This is a genomic window from Curtobacterium sp. Leaf154, from assembly GCF_001424595.1.
Lineage (GTDB): Bacteria > Actinomycetota > Actinomycetes > Actinomycetales > Microbacteriaceae > Curtobacterium > Curtobacterium poinsettiae.
This window is the reverse complement of record NZ_LMOS01000003.1, coordinates 246,545-271,752: the sequence shown is the minus strand read 5'-3', so window position 1 is coordinate 271,752 and position 25,208 is coordinate 246,545. Positions and strand designations below refer to the sequence as shown.

Annotated in this window: 22 protein-coding genes; 14 read left to right on the top strand and 8 right to left on the bottom strand. The window is 71.2% G+C overall.

What is annotated here, in order from left to right; all coding sequences use genetic code 11:
* The first annotated feature begins 11 nt into the window (after positions 1–11).
* Positions 12–1,175: a Vms1/Ankzf1 family peptidyl-tRNA hydrolase gene (locus ASF75_RS05935; RefSeq protein ID WP_056069603.1), complete on the top strand. Its 1,164-nt coding sequence runs from the start codon at positions 12–14 to the stop codon at positions 1,173–1,175.
* A gap of 137 nt (positions 1,176–1,312) precedes the next feature.
* Here the strand turns inward: ASF75_RS05935 and ASF75_RS05930 are convergent, their stop codons facing one another.
* Entirely contained in the window at positions 1,313–2,524 is a 1,212-nt protein-coding gene (locus ASF75_RS05930; protein WP_056069598.1) for an MFS transporter, read from the bottom strand.
* Between the two features lie 95 nt (positions 2,525–2,619).
* Here ASF75_RS05930 and ASF75_RS05925 point away from each other — a divergent pair, with 95 nt between their 5' ends.
* Positions 2,620–3,321 (top strand): GntR family transcriptional regulator, encoded by a 702-nt coding sequence (locus ASF75_RS05925; RefSeq protein ID WP_235517555.1) that lies wholly within the window; start codon positions 2,620–2,622, stop codon positions 3,319–3,321.
* A gap of 66 nt (positions 3,322–3,387) precedes the next feature.
* Here the strand turns inward: ASF75_RS05925 and ASF75_RS17600 are convergent, their stop codons facing one another.
* Positions 3,388–3,537 (bottom strand): hypothetical protein, encoded by a 150-nt coding sequence (locus tag ASF75_RS17600; protein ID WP_017886398.1) that lies wholly within the window; start codon positions 3,535–3,537, stop codon positions 3,388–3,390.
* Positions 3,538–3,719: 182 nt separating this feature from the next.
* Here ASF75_RS17600 and ASF75_RS05920 point away from each other — a divergent pair, with 182 nt between their 5' ends.
* The 7 genes from ASF75_RS05920 (at position 3,720) to ASF75_RS05890 (ending at position 12,644) form a co-directional block, all read left to right on the top strand.
* Complete coding sequence (locus ASF75_RS05920; protein ID WP_017886397.1) at positions 3,720–4,865, top strand: LacI family DNA-binding transcriptional regulator; 1,146 nt, start codon at positions 3,720–3,722, stop codon at positions 4,863–4,865.
* A 229-nt stretch (positions 4,866–5,094) separates the two neighbouring features.
* Positions 5,095–6,831 carry an ABC transporter substrate-binding protein gene (locus tag ASF75_RS05915; RefSeq protein WP_140448470.1) on the top strand — a complete coding sequence of 579 codons (1,737 nt, stop codon included), beginning with the start codon at positions 5,095–5,097 and terminating at the stop codon, positions 6,829–6,831.
* Positions 6,828–7,808 (top strand): ABC transporter permease, encoded by a 981-nt coding sequence (locus ASF75_RS05910; protein WP_017886395.1) that lies wholly within the window; start codon positions 6,828–6,830, stop codon positions 7,806–7,808. The genes ASF75_RS05915 and ASF75_RS05910 overlap by 4 nt, the downstream gene beginning before the upstream one ends.
* Positions 7,805–8,752, top strand: coding sequence for an ABC transporter permease (locus tag ASF75_RS05905; RefSeq protein WP_056069594.1), 948 nt, complete (start codon positions 7,805–7,807; stop codon positions 8,750–8,752). The genes ASF75_RS05910 and ASF75_RS05905 overlap by 4 nt, the downstream gene beginning before the upstream one ends.
* Positions 8,749–10,554: an ABC transporter ATP-binding protein gene (locus ASF75_RS05900; RefSeq protein ID WP_056069591.1), complete on the top strand. Its 1,806-nt coding sequence runs from the start codon at positions 8,749–8,751 to the stop codon at positions 10,552–10,554. The genes ASF75_RS05905 and ASF75_RS05900 overlap by 4 nt, the downstream gene beginning before the upstream one ends.
* Positions 10,551–11,423: an alpha/beta fold hydrolase gene (locus tag ASF75_RS05895; protein ID WP_056069588.1), complete on the top strand. Its 873-nt coding sequence runs from the start codon at positions 10,551–10,553 to the stop codon at positions 11,421–11,423. Before ASF75_RS05900 ends, ASF75_RS05895 begins: the two co-directional genes overlap by 4 nt.
* A 24-nt stretch (positions 11,424–11,447) precedes the next feature.
* Positions 11,448–12,644, top strand: coding sequence for a glycoside hydrolase family 1 protein (locus ASF75_RS05890; RefSeq protein ID WP_156463800.1), 1,197 nt, complete (start codon positions 11,448–11,450; stop codon positions 12,642–12,644).
* Between the two features lie 106 nt (positions 12,645–12,750).
* Here ASF75_RS05890 and ASF75_RS05885 read toward each other — a convergent pair whose 3' ends face one another.
* Together ASF75_RS05885 and ASF75_RS05880 are read right to left on the bottom strand one after the other, a co-directional pair.
* Positions 12,751–13,938, bottom strand: a complete 1,188-nt coding sequence (locus ASF75_RS05885; protein ID WP_082509490.1) for an ankyrin repeat domain-containing protein — start codon at positions 13,936–13,938, stop codon at positions 12,751–12,753.
* Between the two features lie 9 nt (positions 13,939–13,947).
* Complete coding sequence (locus tag ASF75_RS05880; RefSeq protein ID WP_056069578.1) at positions 13,948–15,015, bottom strand: acyltransferase family protein; 1,068 nt, start codon at positions 15,013–15,015, stop codon at positions 13,948–13,950.
* Positions 15,016–15,169: 154 nt separating this feature from the next.
* Here ASF75_RS05880 and ASF75_RS05875 point away from each other — a divergent pair, with 154 nt between their 5' ends.
* On the top strand, positions 15,170–16,822 hold the full coding sequence (locus ASF75_RS05875) for a GH39 family glycosyl hydrolase (RefSeq protein ID WP_056069575.1): 1,653 nt from the start codon (positions 15,170–15,172) through the stop codon (positions 16,820–16,822).
* Between the two features lie 48 nt (positions 16,823–16,870).
* Here ASF75_RS05875 and ASF75_RS05870 read toward each other — a convergent pair whose 3' ends face one another.
* Genes ASF75_RS05870 through ASF75_RS05860 form a run of 3 tightly spaced genes read right to left on the bottom strand, consistent with a single transcriptional unit; the run spans position 16,871 to position 20,276 of the window.
* Positions 16,871–17,788 (bottom strand): glycosyltransferase family 2 protein, encoded by a 918-nt coding sequence (locus tag ASF75_RS05870; protein WP_056069572.1) that lies wholly within the window; start codon positions 17,786–17,788, stop codon positions 16,871–16,873.
* Positions 17,785–18,867: a polysaccharide pyruvyl transferase family protein gene (locus tag ASF75_RS05865; protein ID WP_056069569.1), complete on the bottom strand. Its 1,083-nt coding sequence runs from the start codon at positions 18,865–18,867 to the stop codon at positions 17,785–17,787. The genes ASF75_RS05870 and ASF75_RS05865 overlap by 4 nt, the downstream gene beginning before the upstream one ends.
* Entirely contained in the window at positions 18,867–20,276 is a 1,410-nt protein-coding gene (locus ASF75_RS05860) for a polysaccharide biosynthesis tyrosine autokinase (RefSeq protein ID WP_056069566.1), read from the bottom strand. The genes ASF75_RS05865 and ASF75_RS05860 overlap by 1 nt, the downstream gene beginning before the upstream one ends.
* An 83-nt stretch (positions 20,277–20,359) precedes the next feature.
* On the opposite strand from ASF75_RS05860, the gene ASF75_RS17855 reads away from it, so the two are divergent.
* Genes ASF75_RS17855 through ASF75_RS05845 form a run of 3 tightly spaced genes read left to right on the top strand, consistent with a single transcriptional unit; the run spans position 20,360 to position 23,389 of the window.
* Positions 20,360–21,697 (top strand): hypothetical protein, encoded by a 1,338-nt coding sequence (locus ASF75_RS17855; RefSeq protein WP_056069563.1) that lies wholly within the window; start codon positions 20,360–20,362, stop codon positions 21,695–21,697.
* Positions 21,694–22,287: a hypothetical protein gene (locus tag ASF75_RS17850; protein ID WP_056069560.1), complete on the top strand. Its 594-nt coding sequence runs from the start codon at positions 21,694–21,696 to the stop codon at positions 22,285–22,287. The genes ASF75_RS17855 and ASF75_RS17850 overlap by 4 nt, the downstream gene beginning before the upstream one ends.
* A complete protein-coding gene (locus ASF75_RS05845) occupies positions 22,265–23,389 on the top strand; it encodes a glycosyltransferase (protein WP_056069787.1) in 1,125 nt (374 codons plus the stop codon). The genes ASF75_RS17850 and ASF75_RS05845 overlap by 23 nt, the downstream gene beginning before the upstream one ends.
* Positions 23,390–23,471: 82 nt before the next feature.
* Here ASF75_RS05845 and ASF75_RS05840 read toward each other — a convergent pair whose 3' ends face one another.
* The gene (locus ASF75_RS05840) at positions 23,472–24,617 is read right to left on the bottom strand and encodes a glycosyltransferase (RefSeq protein WP_082509481.1); all 1,146 of its coding nucleotides are present in this window, start codon (positions 24,615–24,617) and stop codon (positions 23,472–23,474) included.
* A gap of 97 nt (positions 24,618–24,714) precedes the next feature.
* On the opposite strand from ASF75_RS05840, the gene ASF75_RS05835 reads away from it, so the two are divergent.
* Positions 24,715–25,176: a DUF3060 domain-containing protein gene (locus ASF75_RS05835; protein WP_156155317.1), complete on the top strand. Its 462-nt coding sequence runs from the start codon at positions 24,715–24,717 to the stop codon at positions 25,174–25,176.
* Positions 25,177–25,208 lie beyond the last annotated feature (32 nt).

The window sequence follows — 25,208 nt, the reverse complement described above, 5'->3', positions numbered from 1 at the left end:
GAGGAGCTGCCATGACGTCGACCAACGCGACGAGCGAACTGCACCGGATCCTGGGAGAGCGGCTGGAGGGCGGAGGCTCCTGGGCCTGGGCGTACGCCGACGTCTCCGGCAACGTCGAGGACCCCCGACGCCAGGCCGCGTTGAAGCTCCGGGCGGTCGAGGAAGCGCTCCGGGCGCGGGGCGCCGGTGACGTCGTCGTCGACCTGGTCGCGGCCGAGTTCGAGCAGGAGCCGGGCGTCCCGTCTCCCGTCACCCGGTACGTCCTCGTGCACGACGACATGGTCGTGCTGAGCGAGGTGCTGCCCGGCACACTGCACGGTCCCGAGTCGGTCGGGGTCGGCGCGGTGCCGGACCTCGTGCCGCTCGTCGCGCACCGGCCTGTCGACCTGCCGTTCCTGGTGGTCCACGCCGGCAAGGAGGGCGGGGCGTTCCGCGCCTACCGCCTCGGGCACGCGCCGGTCGCAGAGAACACGACCGAGCAGCAGGTCCAGGGGCGGAACGACACTCTGCACTACGCGAAGGCCGGCACCGGGTGGAAGCAGCCGCACTGGCAGCAGCACACCGAGGAGATCTGGAAGCAGAACTCGTCGGAGACCGCGGCCGCCGTCGACGAGGCCGTTCGGACGATCCGCCCCGGGCTGGTCGTCGTCGCGGGTGACGTCACCGCCCGGGAGCTGCTGGTGAAGGCGCTGTCGGCGGAGACCCGGGCGCTCGTGTCGGTGTTCCCGGGCGACCCGCGTGCCGACACGGGGTCGAAGCAGGCGTTCGTCGAACACGTCGAGACCGCACTCGCCCGTGTCGTCGCCACCCGTCGCCACGACCTCGAGGACGCGCTGCGGACCCACGTCGGCCGCGGTGACAACCAGGTCGTGACCGGACTCGGGCCGGTCGTCGAGGCGCTCCAGCAGGCCCAGGGTGCCACGGTCGCGCTCGACGCCGTCGCCGTCGGGGACCGGACGCTGCTCGCCCTCGCGGGTGCACCCTGGGTGGCCACCGCGCCGGAGCAGGCCGCGGGCGTGCCGGTGATCGCAGCCGTCCCCGCCGTCTGTGCGCTCGTGCGCGCGTCGGTGCTGACGGACGCCGAGCTGGTGCTCGTCAACGCGGCGTCCCTGCCCGGAGGCGCCCCCGCGGCTGCGCTGCTCCGTTGGCCGGTCGGGCCCGTGGTCCCCGCGTGATCCTGGGCACGAGCTGACCAGGTCGAAACGGGCGTACCCGGTCGGAACGGGCGTACCCGGTCAGATCTTTCGACCAGGTACGCCCGTTCCTGCAGTGCATCGCACGTGACCTGGGAAGGAACGAACGGGGCGAACGGTCAGTCGTGCGAACGGTCGCGTCGGGGAACCAGCGGCACGGCCAGCAGCGGGAGCACCGCCACGATGCCGAACGACGCCGCGAACCCGAGCACACCGACCAGCGCCCCGATGCCCGGACCGACGGCGCTCGCCGCGATGAACTGCCCGGTGTTCTGCGCCCCGAGCGCCCGGCCGGACCAGAACGGCCCCGCCGCCTCAGCGACCGACGTGTACGCCAACCCGTTGTCGGCGACCGTCACGCTCGTCGCGAGCACCAGGAACACCGCGGCCCCGGCCAGGTGCGTCGCGTCGACGACCGCGAGCACCGCCATCACCACCGCGGCGCTCACCGCGACGATGCGCAGGGGGCCGACGCGCGATCCGGCCCGGTCGCTCCAGCCACCGACCAGGATCCGGCCGATCGCCCCGACGAACTGCGCGGCGCCGACGAGCAGGCCGGCCGCCGGTGTCGACCAGCCGAGGCCCACGAGCCAGACGAGCCCGTACGTCGACAGGGTGAACTGCGGCACCACGAGCAGGACCGACACCGCGTGCACCCGCCACAGGAACCCGCTGGACCGGTAGGGGTTCGCGGTCGTCGTCGTCGCCACCGTGGCTCGGGCCGGGCGTGGCGGGTCGGTGATCCCGATCGCGCAGCAGACGGCGAGCACCGCGCACAGCACGATCGGCAGGACCAGGGCCGCGCGGATCCCGGAGCCCTCGGCGAGCTGCGGCACCGTGACCGCCGCGAGCGTCACCCCGAGCGGCTGCGACATCTGCCGGATGCCCATCGCGAGCCCGCGGCGCTCCTTCGGGAACCACCCCACCACGACCCGGCCGCTCGCGGCGTTCGTCGAGGCACTCGTCATGCCGCCGGCCAGGAACGCCAGCCCGAGCAGCACCGGGTCGCCCGCGGCCAGCCAGGCGCCGACGACGGTCAGTGTGGTGAGCACGAGCCCACCGGCGATGACGATGCGCTCGCCGAACCGGTCGGTGATCGCACCCCACGCGATGAGTGTCAGGACCATGCCGAACGTCGGAGCGGCGGCGAGCAGCCCGGCGGCCGGCAGGGACGTCCCGCGGCTGAGCAGGTGCGGGATGAGGAGCGCCGGCGCGGACACCACGAGCGTCCCCGCCGCCTGGGCCGCGACCCCGAGGGCGAGCATCGTCCAGGCGCGGGCGGAGACCGGTGGCGTCGTGGTGCATCGCTGCGGGGCGTCGGTCGTGGGCATGCGTCTCGGCCGTTCGTCGTCGTTCCAGCACGGAACGAATTGGTATACCACAACGGTATACCATTCCGGCCGCTCCGCCGCTAGGCTTGTCCGCCGTGACCGACCCGACCGACGACGCACCCGTGTCGCAGACGGCCCAGCTCTACGACAACCTGCGCGCAGCCATCCTGACCCTCGACATCGCACCGGGGGAGCGCATCTCGGAGCGTGGGCTCGAAGCACGGTTCCACGCCTCGCGCACGCCCGTCCGCGCCGCACTGTCGCGGCTCGAGCGTGAGGGGCTCATCCTGCACGAGGGCCGTTCGTGGACGGTCACCCCGATCGACCTCGACGAGATCGCCTCGCTCGCCGAACTCCGCGGCATCCTCGAACCCGCCGCCGCACGGCTCGCCGTCGAGCGCGCCACCGCCGAGCAGCTCGCCGAGGTCCGCGGGCGCCTCGACACCCTCCGTCCCACCCCCGACCAGCAGGCCGGCATCCGGATGGGGTCGACGTTCCACCTGGACCTCGCCGCGCTCGGCGGCAACCGGTTCGTCACCGATGCGATCGCCGATGCCCTGACCCGACTCGAGCGCACGCGCTGGATCGAGGTCCGCACGCCCGAGGCGCGCGACGCCGCATGGGACGAGCACAGCGCCATCATCGACGCCGTGCGCGACGGCGACGCCGACCGTGCAGCGGAGCTCGTGGCCGCCCACGTCGCCGGCACCAACGACCGACTGCTGAGCTGGATCGCGCAGGAGCGCCGACGCCTGCGCGGGGCGGGCATGACGATCGTGGGCGCGACCGAGCGCTGACGCGGGCTGCGCTTGGGCGGCGCGCCGGGCCTCCTGGCCGTGGCGGGGGAGACCCGGCGTGGGCCGCTAGGGTCGGTCCGCCGACTCGGGCGACGCGTCGGCGTCGTCGAACGTGCGGATCGAATCCGTGCGTTCGAGCAGCGCGTCGCGCACCTCGGCCTCGTCGTGGCTCGCGCGGAGTGCGAGCTTGCTCCCGGAACGTGTCGACTGTGACATGTCGTGTCCTTCCCCTGCGTGTGGGCAACCTGGTCGGTGCGGGCCCGCGGCCCGCCGGTGCGCTTCCTCACGGGACGTACTGAGGTCGGAACAGTGTCGCGCGACACCCGCTGTCCCGCAAGCGTTTCCGGCACCGTGTGGAGAACTCCCGGTACAGGGCATGCCTAGGATGGTCCGGCCGCATGGTCGAGGCGCGGCACCAGCGGACGTCGGACGGGAGGCACGGGTTGGCCGACCAGCGCACCGCACCTCCCACGGTCTACGACGTCGCCTCTGCAGCCGGCGTCTCCATCGCCACCGTCTCGCGCGTGCTCCGCACGCCCGACGCCGTCCGCGAGGGCACCCGGGACCGCGTGCAGGCAGCGATCCGGAGCCTCGGGTACGTCCCGTCCGGCAACGCCCGGGCCCTCGCCGGCAAACGCACCGGCGTCGTCGGACTGCTGCTGCCCGGCTTCGACGTGGTGCCCGACGAGCGGCCGGACCTGGTCACCGACGGTGGCGTCCGCGTGGTCGACGACCGACGCCACGTGACCCAGCCGTTCTCGTCCAACCTGTACTTCGACGAGGTCCTGCGCGGCGCCGAGACCGAGGCCTGGCAGCGTGGTCTCGCGCTCATGGTCGCCGCCGGCCGGGGGTCGTCGCGCGACGTCATCGTGAACGACGTCGCCGGCCGGGTCGACGGGCTCGCCGTGCTGGCGCAGACGGTGCCCGACGACCTGCTCGAGCACGTCGCCCGACGCATCCCGGTGGTGGTGCTCGCCGACGACCGGCGCTCGCACGGGTTCGACTCGGTGAGCGTGGACAACGCCGCGGGCATGCGGACCCTGGCGTCGCACGTGATCGGGCGTCTGGGGATCCGGTCCCTCGCGTACGTCGCGGGCCCGATCGACTCGCCCGACGACATGGAGCGCTCGGCGGGGTTCCGGGCAGCGCTGGCCGACCACGGGGTGCCGGCCTCGGCGGTGCGCACGGTGCACGGTGACTTCGGCAGGGCCCGGGCGCGGGAGCTCGCGGTGTCGCTGCTGTCCGACGTCGTCCCCCGCGCCGTCGTCTGCTCGAACGACCAGTCCGCGCTCGGGGTGCTCGACGCCGCCGCTGCCCGCGGGCTCCGCGTGCCGGAGGACCTCGTCGTGACGGGGTTCGACGGCATCGACGCCGGTCGGTTCTCGTCGCCGCGCCTGACCACGGTGCACCAGCCGATGGGGGCGCTCGGTCGTGCTGCGGTCCTGGCGATCGTCGACCGGCTGGAGCGCCGCGAGGGGCCGCCGCGCGCCGTGCGCCTGCCCGTCGAGGTGCTGCTGCGCGAGAGCTGCCCGCCCGCGCTGTAGCGTGCGTGCCGTCGCGAGGTCGCGAGGTCGCACCGTGCGGCGTTGCGCATCCCGTGCGACCTTCGGTGCCCCGTGCGAGCCCGGAGCAGTGCACGGAGCGGGCAACCTCGCACCGGTCGGCGCACCTCGCACCGTGCGCCGCCCCGCGAAACAACACCTGCGGTTGCACGCCGCGATGTAAGCGCATACATTGAGCACGTACCGAATCGACATGGAGGTCGACCGAGCAATGACGCTTCCCCCACAGCGCACGCGCGGCACGCGTGACCCAGGCCCACGCCGCCGAGGCCGCCTCGTCGCGGCCATCGCCGGCCTCGCCGCAGTGGCCCTCGTGGCCACCGGCTGCAGCATCCAGGTCCGATCCGAACCCGATCCCACCATCGGCAAGGACACGATGCTCATCAACGCGGACCGCGGCAACCCGCTGTTCGACCGCAACTTCAACCCGTACATCGCGAACGCCCGCACGGCCTCCAAGTGGATGTACGAGCCCCTCATCGAGGTGAACCCCCTCGACGGCAAGCGCAACCCGTGGCTCGCCAGCGCGTGGAGCCAGCCCGACGCGAAGACCATCGACATGACGATCCGCTCGGGTGTCGAGTGGTCCGACGGTTCGCCCTTCAGCGCGAAGGACGTCGTCTTCACCTTCGACCTGCTCAAGAAGTTCCCCGCCATGGACGTCAAGGGCGCCTGGCAGCACATCAAGAGCATCGAGCAGGACGGTGACCACGTCGTCTTCCACCTCAAGAGCGAGGACGTCCCGAGCCTGACGATCATCGGCCAGACGTACATCCTGGGCGAGGACCACTGGGGCGGCGTGAAGGACCCGACGACCTGGCGTGACCCGAACCCGGTCGGCACCGGTCCGTTCGTCCTCGGCAACTACACCGACCAGCAGTACTCGATGAACAAGAACCCGAAGTACTGGCAGGCCGACAAGATCGCCATCAAGCACCTCATCCTGCCGGCGACGAACACCCAGCTCGACACCGTCACCCGCGGCTACGACTGGGCGTACTCGTTCATCTCCGACGTCAAGGGCACCTGGGGTGCCGCGTCGAAGACGAACGAGTGGTGGTTCCCGGCCGGCGGTGTGATCGGCCTCATCCCGAACCTCACGAAGGCGCCGTACAGCGACGTCAACGTCCGCCGGGGCATCTCGCTCGCGCTGGACCGTGACGCCATCGCCGAGACCGCGTCCGAGGGCAACCTGTCGGCGGCGGGCCAGACCGGCCTGATCCTGCCGAACCAGGAGCGCTACCTCAACCCGGACATCCCCGACAAGGGCATGATCACCCAGGACACGAAGGCGGCGCTCGCCAGCTTCGAGAAGTCCGGCTACTCGGTGCAGGGCGGCAAGGTCGTCAAGGACGGCAAGCAGCTCGCGATCACGATCATGACCGCGAACGGCTACTCCGACTGGCTCCGCGCCGCGCAGGAGGTCCGCCGCGAACTCACCGCCATCGGCATCAAGGTGACGATCCAGGCGCCGCAGCCCGCCGGCTACCAGCAGAACATCAACAACGGCGAGTTCGACATGGCGATGGGCGGCATGGGCAACGGTGACGTCTACCAGGCGTTCAATTCCCTGCTCAGCACCGAGTTCTACCAGCCGGTCGGCAAGTCGACCGTCAACAACTACGAGCGCTACAAGAACGCCGACACCCAGAAGCTCCTCGACGAGTACAAGGCGACGACGGACACCGCGAAGCAGCAGGAGATCCTCGACCAGCTGCAGCAGACCGTGTACGACGAGCTCCCCGTCATCGGCATGTACTACGGCGGGCTCTGGGGCCTGTTCAACACCGGCAAGTTCGTCGGCTGGCCGAGTGCGAAGGACCCCTACATGGCACCGCAGAACTACGACTCGGCACCGCTGCTCATCTTCACGAAGCTCCGGCTGCGCGACAGCGCCGCCGGCAAGCAGATCCTGCAGGAGCAGAAGGCGCAGGAGGACCAGAAGTGAAGTACATCCTCCAGAAACTCGTCCTCTTCGTCCTGACCCTCTGGGCCGCGGTGACGCTGAACTTCGTGCTCCCGCGCCTGATGCCCGGCAGCCCGGCCGACGCCGCACTCGCCAAGCTCAGCCAGAACGGTCCGGTCACCGACGCCACCAAGAAGGCCATCGAGGCCCAGCTCGGGGTACCGACCGGCAACCTGTGGGACCAGTACGTCAGCTACCTGCACCAGGTCATCACCCTCGACTTCGGGACGAGCTACACCTTCTACCCGCAGCCCGTCGGCGACCTCGTGTCGAAGGCCCTGCCGTACACGCTGATCCTCGTCGGGGTCGTCACGATCCTGGCGTTCGTCCTCGGCACCCTGATCGGTGTCGCGGCCGCGTGGAAGCGCGGCACCTGGCTCGACTCGCTCCCGACCCTGTCCGGCAGCTTCATGTCGACGTTCCCGTACTTCTGGACCGCCCTGCTGCTGCTGTTCTTCCTCGGCTACGTGCTGCACTGGTTCCCGACCACGGGTGCCTACTCGGCCACGACGACGCCCGGCCTGAACGGTGCCTTCTTCGGCGACGCCCTGCAACACGCGGTGCTGCCGGCGGTCACGATCCTGGTGACGAGCCTCGGCGGCTGGATCATCGGCATGCGCAACGCGATGATCAACACCCTCGGTGACGACTACGTGACCTTCGCCGAGGCCAACGGCCTGCGCGGACGCACCGTCGCCATCCGCTACGCGGCCCGCAACGCGATCCTGCCGAACCTGACCGGCTTCGGTCTGGCGCTCGGTGGCGTGGTCGGCGGTTCCGTCCTGGTCGAGCAGGTCTTCGGCTACCCGGGCATCGGCTACCTGCTGTTCAACGCCGTGATCGGGCAGGACTACCCGCTCATGCAGGCCCTCTTCCTGATGATCACCGTGTCGGTGCTCATCGCCAACTTCATCGTGGACGTCATGTACGGCGTTCTGGACCCGAGGACGCGTCGATGACCAACGCAACCGTGTCGGTGCGCACACAAGAGAACGCACCCAACGAAGAACAGCAGGCGCCGAGCAAGCTCCGCGCCGCCGCCCGCCAGTTCGGCGTCGTCTGGTCGAACAAGAAGGCCCGGATCGGCATCATCATCCTCGGCGTCTTCGTGTTCGTGGCGGTCTTCGCCCCGCTCCTGGCCCCGTACGGCGCCAGCCAGAACGGCTTCGCCCGGTCCGCCGACGCGACGCCCGACCACTGGATGGGCACCACCGCCGCCGGCGAGGACGTCCTGTCCCAGATCATCTACGGCGCTCGCATCTCGGTCATGGTCGGCGCGGTCGCGGGCATCCTGTCCACGCTCGTCGCCGTCGCGATCGGCCTCAGCTGGGGCTACGTCCGCGGCTGGATCGCCGAGGTCATCGGGTTCGTCGTGAACCTGTTCCTCGTCATCCCGGGTCTGCCCCTGATGATCGTCATCGCCGCCTACCTGCAGAACGGCGGCATCGCGGTGATCATCGCGGTCATCGTCGTGACCGGTTGGGCGTGGGGTGCGCGTGTGCTCCGTTCGCAGACGCAGTCGCTGCGCGGCCGGGACTTCGTCACCGCCGCCCAGTTCTCCGGTGACGGCGCGACCCGCATCGTGTTCCGCGAGATCCTGCCGAACATGACGAGCCTGATCGTCGGCAGCTTCTTCGGCGCCGCCACCAGCGCCATCCTCGCCGAGGCGGGCCTCGAGTTCCTCGGACTCGGCGACTCGTCGATCGTCAGCTGGGGCACGATCCTCTACTGGGCGCAGAACTCGAATGCGCTCCTCACGGGGCAGTGGATCCTGCTCTTCGCGCCGGGTCTCTGCATCGCCTTGCTGGCGATGAGCCTCACCCTGATCAACTTCGGCGTCGACGCCGTGTCCAACCCGCGGCTGCGCGACGGCGCACGGCCCCGTAAGGAGAAGCGCGCATGAGCGGCTTGCCAGAAACGCACCCGGCAGACGGCCTGGAGGCGCCCACCGGCGCCGCCACGGGCCTCCGGTCCGACGCCCGTCACGACCAAGGCGATGCCTCCGTCCTGCTCGACGTCCGCGACCTGTCGGTCGTCTACGAATCGGCCGGCCAGAGCGCCGTCCAGGCCGTCGACCATGTGTCGTTCCAGCTGCAGAAGGGCGAGTTCGTCGGCCTGGTCGGCGAGTCCGGTTCCGGCAAGTCGACGCTCGGCTACGCGCTGACCCGGCTGCAGAAGCCGCCGGCGCGTACGAACGGCGGCAGCATCGTCTTCGCGGGCAAGGACATCCGCGACCTCGACGACGAAGCCCTGCGCCAGCAGCGGCAGGGCGGCTTCGCCATGGTGCTGCAGTCCGGCATGAACGCGCTCAACCCGGTGCGCACGATCCGGAACCACTTCATCGACGTCTTCAGGGCGCACGGCCACGTGTCACGCGACCGCTGGGACGCCCGGATGAAGGAGCTCATCGAGAAGGTGAAGCTGCCGACCTCGATGCTCGCCCGGTTCCCCGGGGAGCTCTCCGGCGGCATGCGGCAGCGCGTGTCCATCGCCCTGGCGCTCTCGCTCGAGCCGCAGCTCATGGTGTTCGACGAGCCGACGACGGCGCTCGACGTGCTCGTGCAGCACGCCGTGATGGACACCATCATCGAGCTGCAGCGCACCGAGGGCTTCACGGCGATCCTGATCAGCCACGACCTCGGCATCGTCCTCGAGGCCACCGAGCGCGTCCTCGTCATGCACGAGGGCCGCATCGTCGAGGACGGCGGCTCCCGCGAGATCCTCCGCGACCCGCAGGACGAGTACACGCAGATGCTCCTGTCGCACTACGCCGACCCCCGCGCCGAGGTGGTGTCGCTGCCGGGCTTCCCGGACCGCTCGCTCCGCGCCGAGGCCGGCGAGAAGCGCCAGGAGACGACCTCGTCGTTCAGCACCGTCGGGTCCCGCGAGCGCAGCGCTGCCCGCAACCCGATCGTCGTCGACCACATCGTGAAGACCTACCCGGCGCCCCGCCGCGGTGAGCAGCCGGTGCAGGCCGTGCGCGACGTGTCGTTCACCCTCGAACCCGGGCAGTCGCTCGCCCTGGTCGGCCAGTCCGGTTCGGGCAAGTCGACCATCGCGAAGCTGCTCACCGGGGTCGAGAAGCCGACCAGCGGCACGGTCCGGTTCGGTGACCTCGACGTCGCCCGCCTCGGCAAGCGCGGCCTGCGGGACCTGCGTTCCGAGGTGCAGATGGTGTTCCAGGACCCGTACTCGGCGCTCAACCCGCTGCACACGGTGGAGTACACGCTGTCCCGGCCGATCGCGAACTACACCGGGCTGACCGGCCGCGATGCCCGGCGCCGGGTGCTCGAGCTGCTCGAGACGGTGGGGCTCACCCCGGTCGAGCAGTTCGCCCAGAAGCTCCCGCACCAGCTCTCCGGCGGGCAGCGGCAGCGCGTGGTGATCGCTCGGGCACTCGCGAGCGACCCGCAGGTGATCATCGCCGACGAGCCGGTGTCGATGCTCGACGTGACGCTGCGTGCCGGGGTGCTCGCACTGCTCGAGGACCTCCGCGAGCAGTGGGGCGTCTCGCTCCTCTACATCACGCACGACCTGCTCAGCGCGCGGCTCATCACGGACGACATCATGGTGCTCCACGAGGGCGCCGTGGTCGAGCGGGGTCACACGGCCCAGGTGCTGCAGGACCCGCAGGACCCGTACACGATCGCCCTCCTCGACGCCGTGCCGAACCCGCGCCGCACGCTCTCGGAAGGACGACCATGACCACCCTGCACGACTTCCCGACGGTCCCGCCGTTCGGGCACCTGCCCACCCCGGACGGCGTCGACGTCGTCGGGATCGACGTCCCGGTCGGGCGGCTCACGGCCTACCGGATCGTGCCCGAGGGGGTGTCGAAGGGCACTGTGCTCATCGTCCCCGGGTACACCGGCTCGAAGGAGGACTGGCGCACGTTCCTGCCCGTCCTCCGCGACGCCGGGTGGACCGCCGTCGCGATCAGCCGGCGTGGTCAGGCCGACTCGGCCGCGCCGACCGAGCCGCGGGACTACTCCCTCGACGAAGAAGCGGCCGACGTCGTCCGGGTCGCGCGCCTGCTCGACGACGGCGCCCCCGTGCACCTGGTCGGGCACTCGCTCGGTGGTGTGATCGTCCGGGCGTCCGCGCTGCAGGACCCGACGGCGTTCCGCGACGTCGTGCAGTTCTGCTCCGGCCCGCACGGGTGGCCGTACCGCAAGGTCGCCGAGCTGACGATCCTGCACGACACCGGCGGGAACCTCCGGCAGCTGTTCGACTCGACGAACCCGCTCTGGGCGTACCGGCCCGATGAGGAGTTGCCCGACGACGTCCGGATGGTGCGCGACCGCTTCGACGCGACGAGCCCGCTCAGCGTCGTCGCCGGTGGCCACATCCTCGAGGACCACACCGACGCCTCCGACGCCCTGCGCGCCACGGGCCTGCCGGTCCTCGTCGCCCACGGCGAGTGGGACAACGCCTGGCCGATCCCGTGGCAGCGGGCGATGGCCGAGCAGACCGGCGCCGAGTACGTCGTCATCCCCGCGAGCTACCACGGCCCCCAGGTCGAGAACCCGCTCGGGACGGTCGCCGTCTTCGACGCCTTCCTGAGCCAGCACTGACTCGAACACGCACTGAAAGGCACCATCATCTCCACGCTGCAGTTCCCCGACGGCTTCCTCTGGGGCGCCGCCACCGCCGCCCACCAGATCGAGGGCAACAACGTCAACAGCAACTGGTGGGTGCACGAGCACGAGCCGGACACCACCATCGTCGAGCCCTCGGGCGACGCGGCGGACAGCTACCACCGGTACCGCGAGGACATCCGCATCGCCGCCGAGCTCGGGTTGAACTCGTACCGGTTCAGCATCGAGTGGGCCCGCATCGAGCCCGAGCGCGGGTTCGTCAGCCGCGCCGAGGTCGACCACTACCGCCGCATGGTCGACGCCTGCCACGAGTTCGGCATCGAGCCGATCGTCACCCTCATGCACTTCACCGTGCCGCGCTGGTTCGAACGCGACGGCTTCTGGCGCGCCCCCGATGCCGCCGACCTGTTCGCCCGCTACACCGAGGCCGCGCTCCCCGTGGTGCAGGACGGCGTCCGCTACGTCTGCACGATCAACGAGCCGAACATCGCGGCCATGCTCGCCGGCGGCGAGGACGCGGCCAACCTGGTGGCCTTCGGCCTGCCGAACCCGGACCTGGGCGTCGCCGATGCCCTGCTGGCCAGCCACAAGCGGTCGCGCGAGGTCCTGTCACAGGTGTCGGGCCTCCGGTCGGGGTGGACCATCGCGACGCAGGCGTTCAAGTCCAACGGTGAGCCGGGCGCGGACACGATGCTCCGCGAGTACGGGTACCCGCGCGACGACTGGTACCTCGAGAACGCCGCCGGCGACGACTTCCTGGGCGTGCAGGCCTACACGCGCACGTTCATCGGTCCGGACGGGCCCCTGCCCGTGTCCGACGACGTCGAGACGACCCTCACCGGCTGGGAGTTCTACCCCGAAGCCTCGGCCGACGGGCTCCGCAGCGCGTGGGAGCTCTCCGGCGGCGTCCCGCTGATGATCACCGAGAACGGCATCGCCACCGCCGACGACTCCCGCCGGCAGGCGTACACGCAGGGAGCCCTCGAGGGCATCCACCGCTGCATCGAGGACGGCATCGAGGTCCTCGGCTACCAGCACTGGTCGCTCCTCGACAACTACGAGTGGGCGTCGGGCTTCCGGCCGACGTTCGGGCTGGTCGCGTGGGACCGTGAGACCTTCGAGCGCACGCCGAAGGACTCCGCCCGCTGGTACGGGCGCGTCGCGCAGGCGAACGCCATCGAGCAGGTCACCGTCTAGGACGGTCGACCCGCGAGCGCGCGGCGGACGGGAGGCCCTGCTCCCGTCCGCCGCGCTTCGTCACGTCCGGCGCGGGTCGGCCCACGGGCCGTGGCGCGGACGGCGATCAGGCAGCGGCGAGCAGGTCGGCCACGGCCGTCTCGCGGAGCAACTCCGCGCGGTCGGCAGCGGTCGAGCCCTCGTCGTCCACGGCATCGCGGTCGACGCCCTGCGCCAGCACCGCACGGACGGTCTCGACGTCGCCGGAGTCGACGGCCGCGATCAGCAGTGTCGCGCCCCGTGAGCCGCGCGCCGCGGTGTCCGCACCCGCGGCGGCGAGGGCACGCACGATCGCGGCGTGCCCGCCCCACGCGGCGCGGATGATCGGGGTGTTGCCGTCGCCGTCACGGGCCTCCAGGTCGGCACCCGCTGCCACCAGCACGTCGACCGCCCGTCGCGCGTCGCGGTCGATCGCCAGCGTCAGCGGTGTGCGCCCCTCGGTGTCCTCGAGCTGCAGGGTCGCACCGCGGCGCAGGAGCTCCTCGAGCATCTCGGGGTGGTCGAACCACGCGGCGGCGTGCAGCGGGGCGAAGCCCCAGCGGGGGTCGACGTCGTCGACGTCGCTCGCGTCGTCGGCCAGGTGCAGCCCGCCGAGGTCGCCGTAGGCCGCGGCCCGGACCACCTCGGTCGTCCACTCCACCCAGCCGTCCGGCACCGGGCCGTGCCAGCCGCGTGCCGGCCGCGACTCCAGGCCCGAGTAGACGGACTCGGCGACGCTCCGGATCGCCACCCGGACACCACGGAACCGGATCGCGACCTCGCCGACGGGGGAGATCAGCAGCCGGAGTTCCCAGGCGTCGTGCTCGTTCAGGTACTCGAGCTCGCCCCGGGCGACGTGCGCGTCACCGGCGAGCAGCGCTGCGGGATCGACCCCGGGCGGGTCGATGACGGCATCCCGGAGCCGGAGCGACACCCTGGCGTGGTTCCAGCGGCGCCACAGGCCGCTCGGGGTGTCGAGGACCTCGTCGTTGCGGACCACGATGTCCGCGTGCACGACGACCGGGTCGGGCACACCGTGGCCCGGCAGGTCGACGGGGGTCGTCACGTCGTCCTCGTCGGCGTCCGGGTCGACGACGGCGTCGGCGGACTCCACGATCCAGCGTTCGATCCGCGAGTCGGTCCACTTGACCGTCAGGAGCGCGGCGACCGTGGGAGGGGCGTCCTCGAGCAACCGGGTCACGTGTTCGCGCTGGCCGTCGAAGTCCTCGAGGGAGACGTAGCCAACGGAGGGCCAGTTCACTCGACTCCATCGCACGGGACGACACTACCCGGCGGGTAGCCGGTGCCTCGCGGCGCGTGGGGTCGGTGGTGGTGCGGTCCGACGACGCTGGAGCCGCCGGATCACCGGACGGTCGACCGCGAACCACACCACGACCGAGGCGGCCACGGCGGCGACCGGCGCGGCGATGCCCGCGACGATCGGCGCTGCGGGGCCGGAGACGACCGCGGCGACCACGGCCACCGTCGCCGGTGCGAGGATCGGGTGCGTCAGGTACAGCGCGTACGAGGCATCGCCCAGCGTCCGCCCGACGGTGCCGGTGCACCGACGCAGGAGCGGCTCACCCACCACCGTCGTCGCCAGCGCCGCGGCCGCGAGCGGCAACAGCAGCAGGCTCGGCACGGACGCACCCGCGACGGTGCCCACCACGAGCCAGATCGCGGTGATCGCCGCGGTCCGGAGCAGTGCCAGCCGGGTGCGGCGGTCGAGCGCCCACCGGCCGATCACCATGCCGACCAGGAAGCACAACACGATGCGGTTCGCGTGGAACTGCCAGGTCGGCCACCCGTCCGGCCCGCGGAACGCCGAGGCGACCGCGAGCCCGACGAAGACGACGGACGCCAGCCGCAGGGGGTCGGAGCGGGTGGCGAGCGCGATCGTGACGACCACGTAGAACAGCAGCTCGAACGACAGCGTCCAGGTGACCGTGAAGAACGGCTCGACCACGCCGTTCGGGCCGCGGCCGGGCAGGAACAGGTACGACGACACGATGTACGTCGGTGACGTGGCCGCGCGTTCCAGGGCCTGTGGGGCCACCAGCAGCGTGACGAGCTTGATCGTCATCACCGCCCACGCGAGCGGCAGGATGCGGACCAGCCGACGGCGGAGGAACCCGCGCCAGGTCGGCCTCGGGGTCCGCTGTGTCACGAGCACCGCGACGAACCCGCTGATCGCGAAGAACACCGTCACCCCGACCTGGCCGACGGGGATGTCGACCAGGGGTGTGCCGAGACGGGCGTGCAGGTACGTCGGCAGGTGCGAGAACACGACGAGGAGCGCGGCGACGAACCGCAGCACCTGGACGCCGGTGAAGGTCGGTCGTTCGGCTGGCATCGAGCAACTGTGGGCGGGCGGGTTCGCCGATCGCCAGCAGTTCGTACTCCGAGTTCCGTGTTTCGCAGCGTGGTCGAGCCGATCGCATCGCATCGCAGGTGCCGTGCATTCCGATTGCTCGCCAGCACCCGTCCGTGCTGTCGATGATGGCCCGATGGAACACGTCGGGCCCTCCGTTGGCCGCCCCGCTCCCCGTCCCCCCTCCACCCGCCGCCGTGGCCTCACCGCAGCTGCCGTCACGGGCGTCCTCCTCGCGGCGATCCTGTCCGAGCACGCCCAGCCCTCGTCCGCACGGGGCACCACGTCGACGGCCTCGACGACGCCGACGATCCGACCGGTCGGCGGGAGCGGTCTGTTCGGACCCGACGATCGCCCCCGGTTCACGGTCGACGGCGTGGAGCGTGCGGCGGACGTCACCTGGCGGGTCAACGACACCACGGGGACGATCGTCGACTCGGGGACCGGTCGGGCGGGGACCCGATCGGTCGAGGTGCACCCCACGAGCGCCCTGCCGTCCGGCACCTACCGGCTGACCGTGCAGACGCCGGGCGCGACCTCCGCGTCGACCCGGTTCGTGCGGACCATCGCCGGTCCGGTCGGCTCGGACCCGTACTTCGGTCTCGGCGTCAACCCCGTGGCGAGCGCGCTGCCCTCACTCGCCGCACTCGGTGCCGGCAGCTACCGACAGGACCTGCAGTGGAGCGCGGTCGAGAAGGTCGCCGGACGGTTCGACTTCACGGCGACGGACGCCCGCATCGACCCGGTCGTGCGCGACATGGGGGTCAGTCCGCTCTTCGTCCTCGACTACGGCAACGTCGCGTACACGAACGACCCGATGGCACCACCGGACGTCTCGAAACCCGCCCAGGCCGCCGCGTGGAAGCGGTACGTCAAGGAGACCGTTTCCCACATGCGGGACCGGCACCCGGACACCGATCTGTCCTACGAGGTCTGGAACGAGTGGACCAACAACCACGGTGTGCTGCCCGCGACGCCCGCGGCCTACATTGAGCTCGCACGGGTCACAGCACAGGTCATCCGTGCCACCGACCCGGCGGCGACGATCGTCGGGCCGACCCAGAACGCGGTGTCCGACGACGAGCGCGCCTGGATCGGCGAGTGGTTCCGCCTCGGTGGTGCCGACCACGTCGACGCGGTCAGCATCCACCCCTACAACAACCCGTGGGGGCCCGAACTCTGCGTCCCGACCAACCCGTGCATCGAGGATGCGCTCGCGTGGCTCCGGACGACGGCCGACCGGTACCCGCGCTCCGACGGCAGCGCCTTGCCGATCTGGATCACCGAGGTCGGGTGGCCGACCCAGTTCGCCGGTCCGGGGTGGGTCCAGCCGGAGGACCAGACCGCGTACGTCCTGCGCACCTACGCCATCGCCGCGCAGTACGGCGTCGAGCGGCTCTTCCTGTTCGAGATGGCCGAGCCCACCATCGCGAACGGCACCGCACGGACGTTCGGGCTGGTCGGCAACGCCGACGGCGGCTACGAGCCGAAGCCCTCCGCGGCGGCCTGGGCGACCATGCAGCGGGTCCTCGCCGGCAAGCGGTACGTGGCGGAGCACCGGATCGGTCCGGTCCGCCACATGCGGTTCACCTCGCCGGACGGCAAGCACCACGCCCGTGTCGTCTGGCAGTCGGAGGCGCAGCACCTGTCGACGCCCGTGCGCGTCTCACTCCGCGGAACCGGGCGGATCGTCGAACCCACCGGGTCCGAGAAGACCGTGCGGGGCACCGCCGGGAAGCTCGACATGTCCGCGAAGTGGATCCCGCGGTTCGTCGTCTGGGACGAGTGACTCCGAGTGGCCCCGCGGTGCACCTGGTGCGCCGCGGGGCCACTCGCGTCACCCGTGCTGCGGCGTCGTGCCCCGGTCGAACGCGTGGTGCACGCCGTGGTCGTCCGTTCCGTGCCACCCCTGCCACCGGCCACGGAGCTGTGCCTGCTGGAACCGGGTCGCATCGTGGTCCCGCTTCACCCGGGCCACGAGGACGGCCACCATCGAGCGAGTGACCCAGTAGGCCGCCTGGCCGCGGAGCCGGTGCTTCCGGAGCACCCGGCCGAACCCCCGGTTGTACCGCAGCACCTTAGCCAGGGTCTCGTCCGTCATGCCGTCGTGCCGGAAGTCGCCGTGCCGCACGGTCACGTCCGGCATGTAGGCGATGCGGGCGCCGCAACGGAGTGCACGGATGACGAGGTCGTTCTCCTCGCCGGAGCCGAACGGCGTCGCCGAACCGGTCCCGAGGGCGACGTCGAAGAGCCCGTGCGTCTCGAGCAGTTCTCGCCGCAGGAAGATGCCTGCGGCGACGATCGTCCGGGGAACCCGCCAGCTCGTGACCCGGCATGCTCGTCGACGCCAGCGGAGCATCGTGCCGCTGTCGTCACTCGCACGGCAGGGGATCGCTGCTCCGTCGAGGTCCCGACCGTCCATCCGCTCGGACAGGAGTTCGAGGACGCCGTCGTCGAACCAGCAGTCGTCGTCGGGGAACGCCACGATGTCCCCGCGGATCGTGGCGAGCCCGCGGTTCCGGCCACGGCTGACACCACGGACGACGGGCTCGTGCACGTGTTCGGCGTGACCGGCCTCGATCAGGTCCCGCAGGAGCGGCAGCGCGTCCGGCTTCGGGCGCTGCTCGACCACGGTCACGAAGACCGGCACACGTGCTCGGCGGATCGAGTCGAGGCAGCGTTCGATGTGTTCGGGCGAGCGGATCGTCGAGATGACCAGGTGGAAGCGGTGGTCGGGCCCGGTGACGGCGTTCACATCGACACCGTGCTCGTCGTCAGCAGGTCCGACGTCGAGCACGTCCCCGACTTCCAGGCGAGCAGCTCGCCCCGGATCCGTTGCAAGCGGTCCTGCAGTTCGCGGACCCGTTCGGCGATGCCCGCACGCTCCTGTTCGGCCGCGCGCATCGCGTCGACCAGGTCGTCCGCCGAGTGGCCCACCGTGACGGGGGCGGCACGGCCGGTGACGCTCGACCAGAAGTCGTCGCACTTCGAGGCGTAGGACAGCGGGACCGTCGCGATGCCGAGCGACACCGCGGCGACGGCTCCGTGCAGCCGTTCCGACACCACGAGGTCGCAACCGCCGATCGCGGCCATCGTCGCAGCGACGTCCGTGGAGGCGTGGACGACCGACGCCGTCGTCAGACGGCCTGCGAGCTGGCGTGCGGCGTCCTGGTCGGCTGCCGACAGGGCGAACGCGACCACCTCGGTCGCACCGGTGTCACGTGCGTGTTCGTCGACGGCCGCGGCGACGGTGGCGACGTCGAAGCGGGAGCGTGGATCGGACCCGAGGCTCACGCCGATGCGCGGAGCAGCCCGGGTGGGCCTGGGCACGTGCCGGACGAGGGGGTAGAGCAGCGCCGGGTCACCGCTGATGTCGACGGGCATCAGGTGCGCGGAGACCTCGTCCCGGGTGAGGGGACCGCGAACGCCGGCGATGTGCAGCCGCTGGAGCGTGCGCCAGGCTTCCCAGCGTTGCCGCTGCTGCGCCAGCGAGTACGTGTCCGATGCCGATGCCGACGCCGCTCCGAGACCCACACCGATCAGCCCGTCCGCTCCGAAGTTGCGGATCGCCAGCCGTGCGTGCTCGGCCCACGACGCGAACCCGACGGACGTCCCGCCGCCGAGCAGGACGACCCGTTCCGTGCCGAGCGTGCGGAGCCGGTCGACCCCGAATCGTGGCGCCGTCCGGAGGTAGTCGCGTGCGTTGAGCGGTGCCTGGACCGTGAGGGGGTCGTCGAGCGCAGCGCGCCAGGTCTCGTACAGCAGGTCGTCGCCGAAGTTGGCGTTCCCCTGCCACCCGAGGTAGACGAGGGAACGGCGTGTGGGCGGCTTCATCAGTGGTCCTCCGCGGTGCGACGAGCTCGCGACGATCGACGAGGGCTCTCGCTGACCGGTGCCGACGGCTCGTAGTTGTAGTAGGTCTTCGCGCGACGCTGCACCGGTAGACGGTTCACGACGAGGCCGAGCAGGCGGGCGCCGACCTGGGTCACGGTGCGCTCTGCCGCCGTGAAGTCCGCGCGTCTGGTCCGCCCGTCCACGCTCACCACGAGCAGGACACCGCTGCAGATCGCGCCCAGCACAGCGGGGTCGGTCACCGGGAGCATCGGAGGTGCGTCGACGATGACGTACTCGTATCGGGACTCGAGTTCGCGGACCAGCTCGACCATGCGGCTCGAGCTCAGGAGTTCGCTCGGGTTCGGCGGAACGCGCCCCGCGGCGAGGACGTGGAGGGGGGTGTCCGCGCCGACTTCTTGGACGGCGTCGTCGAGGGCGACCTGCCGGGTCAGGACCGTGGAGAGTCCGACGCGGCTCTCGATGCCCAGGTAGGTGCCGGTGGTCGGTCGTCGGAGATCGGCGTCGACGAGGACGACGCGCGAGCCGTTCTGGGCGAGCATGAGCGCGAGGTTCACGGCGGTCGAGGACTTCCCCTCGCCCGGCGTCGCGCTGGTCACGACGATGCTCTGCGCGTCCCCGTCGAGGTTCGTGTAGGTCAGGTGGGTCCGGAGCTGGCGGAACGCCTCGGCTCGCGTGCTGTAGCGGTTGCCGAATGACACGAGCGGTTCGTTCGCGATGGTCTCGTCCAGGGGGAACTCGCCCAGCACGCTCGCGTGGGTGAGCCGGCGCAGTGCCTCGAACGAGCGGAGGCGGGTGTCGAGGACCTCGCGGAGGACGGCTTGGGCGATGCCGAGCGCGAGTCCGGCGAGCACACCGATGGCGGTGTTGACCGCCAGTCGGGGCGAGAACGGCGTGCTCGGAGCGGTGGCGGGCTGGAAGACGCTGAGGTGGACGAGGCCGTCGGTGGCGGCCGCTTCGTTCTCGACCTGTTCGACCACCTTCACCAGCTGAGCCGTGACGGCGTTCGCGATGGCGGCGGCCTGCGTCGGGGACTCGTCGGTGGCGCTGATCGCGATGAGCACGGTGTCGCGTTTCGACTCCGCCGTGACCACCCGCCCGAGGCCGCCGCCACCCGGCAACCCGAGCTGCTTCGCGGCCTGCCCGAGCACCTGGGGCGTGACCGCCAGCTCCTCGTACGACTTGACCCGGGCGGCCGAGAAGGTGTTTCCCTGACTGAGGTCGGTGACCGAGGCCCCGCCCGCCACGGACACGAACACCTCGCTCGTCGCCCGGTACTGCGGTGCCTGGACCGCGGAGAAGGCCGCCGCGAGTCCGGTCGCGAGCAGCAGCACCGCAGCGATGGAGATCCAGCGGTGCCGGAGCACGTCGATGAACTGCGCGAGTGTCATCCGAGCCTTTCCTTCGGGTTTCGATGTGTGATACTCATAGTAGTTGATATGAAATATTACGCAACCAAGTGGAGGAAGCGCGGATGACCGTCCTCGGAGCCGTGCTCCTCGTCGCGCTCGGCGTCGGACTGACGGTGCGTCGCGAGTGGTTGCCGGTGATCATCGGGGTGGCCGCCGGGTTGCCGTACTCCGCGGGCGTCGTCCTCGGGGGGAACGGCGTGCCGCTGTTCACCGTCGCGGCAGCAGCCAGCGCCTGCGCACTCCTCGGGACGCGTCGGCTGGGGACCTCGCACTGGACAGCGAACGCGTTCGCCGTCTTCCTCGCGTGGACGACGGTGATCACCGCGGTGGCTCCGTGGATGTTCGGCGGCATCCGGGTCCTCGTCTCGCGCGGGGGAGTCGATCACCAGGTGGCCGACCCCGGTGTGCTCGCCTACACGGTGAGCAACGGGGCACAGCTCGCCTACCTGCTCCTCGCCGCCTGCTGCGCGCTCTACCTGGTGCGCGTCCGGGGTGCCGTCCTCGCGGTCGGTGTCGCGCTGGTCGTGGGGACGGTGACGACGAGCATCCGGGGCTTCCTCCTGCTGTTCCGAGCGGACGTGACGGCTCCCCTCTTCGACACCCTGCCGAACGTGGCGTACGCCTGGACCACGACGGAGGACCGGTTGCGCGGGGTCTTCAGCGAACCGAGCGAGCTCGCCGCGTTCTCCCTGCCCGCGGTCGCGTTCTTCGTCGTTGCGGCGCTGCGCTCCACCGGGCGGACCCGGTTCCTCTGGTCCGCGGCGGCAGCCCTCGCGTGCTCCAACCTGCTGCAGGCGTCCTCGGGCACGGCCGTCGTCGCATCCGCCGTCGTGATCGGGTTGGGCATCGTCGTCCTGGCCGTCCGGTACGTCGTCCGCGGTGGCGTCGGCACCCCGTGGCTCGTCATCGGCGTGCTCACTGCGGCCGTGGTCGCCCTGGTCGCCGGTGACCACCTGCTCGCGCCGATCCGGGAACTCGTCGTCGACAAGGTGGACAGCAAGTCGTACGACTCCCGGACGGGCGCGGACACGTTCAGCTGGGGCGTCCTCGCGGACACGCTCGGGATGGGCGCCGGCATCGGCAGCAACCGACCGTCGTCGTTCGGCATGTCCCTGTTGTCCACCGTCGGCATCCCGGGCACCGCGGCGTTCGCGGCACTCGTCACGGGCATCGTCGCGACCGCGATCCGGCGTCCGGGCACGGTCGCGGCGGCCACGGCACTCGTCGCGCTGGTCGTCGCCAAGGTCGTCGGGACGCCCGACTTCTCGACCCCGGTCCTCTGGGTCCTCATCGCGGCCTGCGCGACCCCGACGTGGGTCCCGACCGCCGTCCCCACCCTCCGGCCCACGATTCCCACCCGCCGGCCCACCGTCCCCGCACTGACAGGAACTCGATCGTGATCGCCATCCTCATCGTCTGCGAAGGGAACGTCTGTCGTTCCCCCTACGTCGAACGCGTGCTCCGGGCCCGCCTGGACGCCGTCGCCCCGGGAGCGTTCCAGGTGTTCAGCGCAGGGACCGCCGCCGAGCCCGGTGCGGCGATGTTCCCGCGCTCGTCCGACGCCGTCCTGCGCCACGGCGCCGATCCCTCCGGCTTCGCAGGGACGCCCCTGACGGCACGCGTGCTCGACGGCCCCGCGCTCGTGCTCACCCTGGAACGCCAGCACCGTGCCGCGGTGCTCGACATCGCTCCCGCGCTGTTGCGGCGGACGTTCACGCTGCGCGAGTTCGAACGGCTCGTCCGTCCGCTCCTCGGTCAGGACGCCGTCGGCGCGGGGTTCTGGGATGACTTCCCCAGGTTGGTCGCACGTTCCCGACTCGGCACCGCCCCCACCGAGCCGGAGGCGGACGACATCGCCGACCCGGTCCGTGGGGACGACGCCGACCACGCCCGGATGTGCGCGCTGGCCGACGAAGCGATCGACGCCGTCGTCGCCTGTGCCGCACGAGCGACGGAAGGAGCTCGCGATGCGCGGACTGCTCGTGCATGAGTGGATCGAAGCGGTCGGCGGCGCCGAACGTGTCCTCGACGCCATGGCGGACGAGTACCCGGACGCCGATCTCTTCGGCCTCTGGTTCGACGCCCCTGGCCGGTACCCCGGCCGGCGGGTGATCGAGAGCGCCCTCGCGCCGACGCCGCTGCGGGGTCGCAAGGCCCTGGCCGTCCCCTTCCTCCCCGCGCTGTGGTCGCACGGGCTGCGCGACCTCGGACCGTACGACTGGGCGCTCGTCAGTTCGCACCTGTTCGCGCACCAGGCCCGTGTGCCCGGTGTCGATCCCGAGCGCCAGTTCACCTACGTGCACACACCGGCGCGGTACCTCTGGAACCCGGAGCTCGATGCCCGCGGCTCGTCCGTCGCCGCACGGGTCGCGGGTCCCGCGCTCCGTGCAGTGGACCGCCGTCGGGGTGGGGCGCTCCGGCACGTCGCGGCCAACAGTCGTTTCGTGCAGCAGCGCATCCGAGCGTGCTGGGACGTCGATGCGGTCGTGATCCACCCGCCCGTCGGGGTCGAACGACTCACCGCTGTCGACGACTGGGCGCAGGTGCTCGACGACCGTGAGCGTGCGCTGCTCGAGTCATTGCCCGCGGGCTTCCTGCTGGGTGCGTCCCGGTTCGTGCCGTACAAGCGACTCGACGTGGTGATCGAGGCCGGCCGGGCATCTGCGCGGCCGGTGGTGCTCGCCGGTGACGGACCCGACCTCGAACGGCTCCGGGCGCTCGCCGCTGACTCGGACGTCGACGTCCGCATCGTCGTCCGGCCGTCCGACGCGCTCCTGGCGGCACTGCTGCAGCGTGCAGCCGTCTACGTGTTCCCACCGGTGGAGGACTTCGGCATCATGCCGGTCGAGGCCATGGCGCTCGGCACGCCGGTCGTCGTGAACGCCGTCGGCGGCGCGTGCGACTCGGTGGAGCCCGGTCGGAGCGGTGTCGTCCTGCACGACTTCGCCCCGTCGACGATCCGGTCGGCCGTCGAGGCGGCTGCGGGACTCGACGGTGCGGACTGCCGAGCGCGGGCCGACACGTTCTCCACCACACGCTTCCGGCGCGAGATCGGCGCGTGGACCGGGATCCCGAGCGCGGTCCGTTCCTGACGCGCCCGGCCAGGAGGCCCGCCAGTCGTCGCCGGGTCGGCCCGCGGCAGGCGCCGCGCACGTGCAGTGCCGCCGTCCCGCGTCAGCGGGCGGCCGCCACCAGGATCGCTTCGAGCTGCGCGACGACGCGCGGGAGGTCGAACCGCCTGGCGGTCCGACGGCCGTTGTCGGCGAGCCGATCCCGGGCCTCCTGGCCGTCTGCCAGTCGCACCATGGCGGACGCGAGCGCTGCGACGTCGCCGGGTGGGACGAGGAGGCCGTCCTGATCGTGGGTGATGATCTCGGCGGGGCCACCCGCATCGCTGGCGATCACGGCCCGGCCCAGCGCCATGGCCTCGATGACGACCTGTCCGAACGGCTCCGCGCGTGTGCTGGCGTGGACGACGAAGTCACACGCGGCCATCTCGGCGGCGACGTCGTGCTGGTGCCCACGGAAGTCGACGGAGTCCCGCACGTCGAGTTCGGACGCGAGCGTGTGGAGCGACCGGGCGAACGCGTCGTCGGCGCCGAACAGCGGTGCGCCCACGAGACGGAGTCGTGCGTCGGGGTCGAGACCGGACGCGCGGGCGGCCGCGAAGGCGCGGAGGGCGACGTCCTGACCCTTCCACGGCGTGAGGCGTCCGACCATGCCGATCGTGCACACCGGAGCGGTGTGCGGCGTTGGTTCCGCCGGGACGGACACGGGGCAGGCGACGACGGTGACGGGCCGGGGCAGGCGACCGAGCGTCCGGGCCGTGGTCCGCGAGTTCGCGACCACCGTCCGGGGGAGGACCGCGAACGCGAGCCGGAGCAGCGCTGCGTTCACTCGCGACGACTCATCGGCACCGACGAGGTCGTGTGCGTGGGCGACCACGGGGATCCCGGCCCGCCGCCCGGCGAGTCCACCCCAGATGTGTGCCTTCGCCGAGTGGGTCGTCAGCACGTCGACACCGAGGGCGCGCAGGACGCGGGTGAGTTCGTGGGTGGCGCGGAGCGTGCTGACCGTCTTCGCGAGGAGCCCAGCTCCCGTGGTGGCGGTGTGGTGCCGGACGGTCGCATCGAGGGGAACGACCTGGCAGCGCACCCCGGAGTCGGCGAGGCGTTCCTCGAGCGGGCCGTGTTCGCCGAGGACCACGATCGGTTCGATCCTCGTGCACGAGGCGGTCACCCGGGCGACGAGCAGTTCTGCCCCGGAGAGGGCTGCGGAGTGGCTGAGGAAGGCCACCAGAGGCAACCGATCAGTTGTCATGCATTCAGCATATCAAGTATTGTATAGAACGTGACATACAAATGTCCGCGGGTCCGATGACGCGCCCGACACCTCCCGCTCCAGATCGGAACACACCATGGCCCTGAGCTCCCATCCTCCCGTCCGCCGCTTGCTCGTCACCGGACTGACCGCCGTCGGCATCCTCGCTGCAGTGACCGCGTGCTCCGGCACCGGCGACGACAAGCCGACCCCGAAGCCGAGTGCGAGCGCGACGGCCCAGGCGGACGAGCAGGTCTTCTCGAACCCGCCTGCCGACATCGGGAAGGTCCGGGCCGGGTGCAAGGACGGCAAGGCCGTCGTCGACCAGGCCAACAAGGACGTCACCGTCGGGGACTGCGCGTCGGTGGAGATCACCGCGGGCAACGCGGTCGTGCACCTCGGGAACGTCGAGGAACTCGTCGTCTCCGGTTCCATCAACGACATCGCCGCGAAGCAGGTCGGCTCGGTGCGGGTGACCACCGACGGCAACCGCCTGACCAGTGACAACGAGCCGAAGATCAGCGACGACGGCAAGGACAACGTGTTCCGCACGCGCTGATCGACACACACGCAGAACGACGAATGCCGCCG